5 protein-coding genes are annotated in these 3,914 nt (G+C 64.0%); all 5 read left to right on the plus strand.

The genetic code is table 11. The features are described 5' to 3' along the window. The coding region (locus tag AC1DT3_RS13855) for a CTP synthase (protein ID WP_477465833.1) at positions 1–955 on the plus strand (955 nt) is incomplete at its 5' end. A gap of 61 nt (positions 956–1,016) precedes the next feature. Further along, on the plus strand, positions 1,017–1,877 hold the full coding sequence (locus AC1DT3_RS13860; RefSeq protein ID WP_477465834.1) for a VOC family protein: 861 nt from the start codon (positions 1,017–1,019) through the stop codon (positions 1,875–1,877). A 41-nt stretch (positions 1,878–1,918) separates the two neighbouring features. Then, the gene (locus tag AC1DT3_RS13865; RefSeq protein WP_477465835.1) at positions 1,919–2,320 is read left to right on the plus strand and encodes a DUF350 domain-containing protein; all 402 of its coding nucleotides are present in this window, start codon (positions 1,919–1,921) and stop codon (positions 2,318–2,320) included. A gap of 188 nt (positions 2,321–2,508) precedes the next feature. Beyond that, on the plus strand, positions 2,509–3,351 hold the full coding sequence (gene kdsA / locus AC1DT3_RS13870) for a 3-deoxy-8-phosphooctulonate synthase (protein ID WP_477465836.1): 843 nt from the start codon (positions 2,509–2,511) through the stop codon (positions 3,349–3,351). Positions 3,352–3,464: 113 nt separating this feature from the next. Then, the coding region (locus AC1DT3_RS13875; RefSeq protein ID WP_477465837.1) for an MFS transporter at positions 3,465–3,914 on the plus strand (450 nt) is incomplete at its 3' end.

Here is a 3,914-nt window from a genome sequence, read left to right on the forward strand (position 1 = left end):
GTTCTGCAACGTGCGCGAAACGGCGGTGATCGAGGCGCGCGACGCATCGTCGATCTACGATGTGCCGTTGGCCTATCACGCGGCGGGTCTCGACAGCGAAGTGCTCGCGGCGTTCGGGATCGAGAACGACACACCGCCGACGCTGGAACGCTGGACCCGCATTTCCGAGCGCATCCACAATCCCGAGGGCGAAGTCAGCATCGCTGTCGTCGGCAAATACACGGGCCTCAAGGACGCGTACAAGTCGCTGATCGAAGCGCTTCACCACGGCGGAATCGCCAATCAGGTGAAGGTCAATCTGCAATGGATCGAAAGCGAGATCTTCGAGCGTGAAGATCCTGCGCCGTTCCTCGAAGGCATTCACGGCATTCTCGTTCCAGGCGGATTCGGTCTGCGTGGCGCGGAAGGCAAGATTCGGGCGGCGCGCTTCGCTCGCGAGCGCAAGGTGCCGTATTTCGGCATCTGTTTCGGCATGCAGATGGCCGTCATCGAGGCGACGCGGGCGCTCGCCGGCGTTCCCGAGGCGAGCTCGACCGAGTTCGGCCCGACGGCTGAGCCGGTGGTCGGACTTCTGACGGAATGGCTGCGCGGCAACGAGCTCGAACGGCGCAACGCCGGCGGCGATCTCGGCGGCACCATGCGGCTCGGCGCCTATCAGGCGTCCCTGGCCCCTGGCAGCAAGGTCGCCCAGATTTACGGCGGCACCGAAATTTCCGAGCGCCACCGCCATCGCTACGAGGTCAACATGACCTATCGCGACAAACTTGAAGCAAACGGCCTGCGCTTCTCCGGTGTCTCGCCCGACGGCATCCTGCCGGAAATCGTCGAGTACGACGACCATCCGTGGTTCATCGGCGTGCAATACCATCCGGAACTGAAGTCGCGTCCCTTCGAACCGCATCCGCTATTCCAGAGCTTTATTCACGCAGCCGTCGAGCAGAGCCGGTTGGTTTGATCGCGCGGTCAGGCCCCGATCGTCTTGAAGCGACTTCGTTTCGCCGGGAGGCGGTAATCGCATGAATCGTGGCATCGATCATCTCGTCGTCGCCGTGCGCGATCTCGACGACGCCGCGCGGTTCTACGCGCGGCTCGGATTTCAGGTCGGCGCACGCAATCGTCATGCGTGGGGGACCGAAAACCGCATCATCCAGTTCGACGGATCGTTCATCGAATTGATCACGGTCGGCGAGGGCGCGCAGTTCGTGCCGCATACGCCGACGAATTTCAGCTTCGGCGCTTTCGTGGGCGACTATCTCGCGCATCGCGAGGGCCTTGCGATGCTCGTGCTCRACAGCAACGACGCCAAAGCGGATGCGGCTTCGTTTGCCCATGCGGGTATCGGCGCGTTCGAGCCGTTTCATTTCGAGCGCCGCGGCCGTCGCCCCGACGGCAGCGAAACGCAGGTCGCGTTCACCCTGGCATTCGCGCGCGACGAGACGGCGCCGCAGGCCGGCTTCTTCGTCTGCCAGCACCATTTCCCCGAGAACTTCTGGAACCCGGCTTTCCAAGCTCATCCGAACAAGGCTTCCGGACTGTCGGTGGTCGCGCTGGTGACGCCGGATGTCGAGACGCATACGACATTCGCTGCGGCCTTCACCGGTGTCGCGCCCCATTTCGAGGGCGAGCAGGTTTCGTTCCCGCTTGCGCGTGGGCGGCTCGACCTCATGTCCCTTGATGACGCGGGAGAAGCGTACGGGTCGGTCGAAATCGCATCCGACCAGACCGCGTTCGCGGCCTTCGGCGTCAGAGTGGAAGACGTGCGGATGCAAGCGCACCACCTGGACGCAGCAAAGATTCCCTACCAACGCATCGGCAGCCGCCTCGTCGTCCCGGCAAGCGCCGCTTTCGGCGTCGCGATCGCGTTCGAAGCGACGTAATATCGCTCGCGAATCAAAACGAAATCCTTGGGGGACCGATCGTGGCTTCATCTCTGGCGGGCTTGCCTTACTTCCTGATGTTTTTTGCCATCGCAACGGCGCTGATCGCCCTTTATCTGACGGTCTACACACTCGCGACCATGCACAACGAGTTCGCGCTGATCCGTCAGAACGTCATCTCGGCGGCGACCGCGTTGGGCTTCAGCCTCGTCGGCTTCGCGCTGCCGCTGGCGAGCGCGATCGTCCACGCGCAGGAGATCGTCGATTGCCTGGTCTGGGGGCTCGTGGCGCTGGCCGTTCAAATCTTGGTCTATTGGCTGGTCCGCATCGTCATGCCGAACCTGTCCCAACGCATCGCCTCGGGCGAAATGGCGGCCGCGCTCTTCCTCGGAGCGGCCTCGCTCTCCGCCGGCATCATCAACGCGGCGGCGATGACGTTCTGAATTGAGTTCCGTCATCCCTGGACCGAGCGAAGCGAGGGAAGGGGGCCCACGATCAAACGAGGCGTCGTGGGTTGCCTTCTCCTTCACCGGCTGCACCCGCTTGGGCCGGGAATGACACTGGTGCGTTTGCAACCGAGGAATGCTTTCGCCGACTTTGCGTTCGGCCGGAAAAAGGTTAGGTGAGCGCCATGACCAAGCAAATCCAACCCTCCATCGTCGAAGTGGGCAATGTCCGCTTCGGCAATCATTTGCCGCTCAGCATCATGGCCGGCCCATGCGCCATGGAGAGCCGCGAGCACGCGCTGGAGATGGCGAGCGCCCTAAAGGAGATCGCGACGAAGCTCGGCATCGGGCTCGTCTACAAATCCTCCTTCGACAAGGCGAACCGGTCCTCGCTCACGAGCGGCCGCGGCATAGGCCTCGACAAGGCCCTGGCGATCTTCGCCGAGGTCAAGGAGACGTTCGGTCTTCCGGTCGTCACGGACGTGCACGAGAAGGACCAATGCGCCGAATTGGCCAAGGTCGTCGACGTGCTGCAGATCCCGGCCTTCCTGTGCCGCCAGACCGATCTCATCGTCGCAGCCGCCAAGACGGGCAGGGCGGTCAACGTCAAGAAGGGGCAGTTCCTCGCCCCTTGGGACATGGTCCATGCCGCCAAGAAGGTCACGGGGACGGGAAATCCCAACGTCATGCTCACCGAACGCGGCGCGTCCTTCGGTTACAATACGCTGGTCTCCGACATGCGCTCGCTGCCGATCATGGCGCGCACCGGTGCTCCGGTGATCTTCGATGCGACGCACTCGGTGCAGCAGCCGGGCGGGCAGGGTGAGACCACCGGCGGAGAACGCGAATTCGTGCCGGTGCTCGCCCGCGCCGCCGTTTCCGTCGGCGTCGCAGGCCTCTTCATCGAGACCCATCAGGATCCGGACAAGGCACCCTCCGACGGCCCCAACATGGTGCCGCTGAAGGAGTTGGAGGCCCTGCTGGCGCGACTGATGGCCTTCGACGCGCTCGCGAAGAGCGGTTCCTGACGTTGGACATGAATGGGGGTTCGGGCAGCTCTGCGTTCCGAGCCCTCGCGGCGCGCTGAGCACGTGCTAAGAGCCGTTACGCTTCTTCGCATGGCTTCGACAGCAGGGCCCTCATGACGCCGCGCAATCTGATCCTCATCCTCGGCACGAGTGGTTTCGCGGGGACGTTCTCGGCGCGGGCCGTGGAGCCGATGGTGGGCGTCATCGCCCGGGACCTCCAGACGAGCCCGCAGACCATCGCTCTCCTCGCGGCGGCCTTCACGCTTCCCTACGCCTTCATCCAGCCGATCCTCGGCCCGATCGGCGATGCGCTCGGCAAGGAACGGGTGATGAAGGTCTCCCTTTCGATCCTCTTCGTCGCGCTGGCGTGCTCCTTCGTCGCCCCCGATGCGCAAACGCTGTTCGTTCTGCGCATCATTTCTGGCGCCGCCGCCGGCGGGGCCGTTCCCGTGTCCATCGCGCTCATCGGCGACCGGGTCGACATGGCGAACCGGCAAGTCGCGCTCAGCCGCTATCTCGTCGCCATCATCGTTGGCCAGCTGGCGGGTTCGTCTCTCGCCGGA

This window comes from Microvirga sp. P4_G7, assembly GCF_056401005.1.

Excerpts from the sequence above, each read along its gene's own strand:
- kdsA (WP_477465836.1), top strand. The coding sequence starts at position 2,509 with ATGACCAAGCAAATCCAACCCTCCATCGTCGAAGTGGGCAATGTCCGC.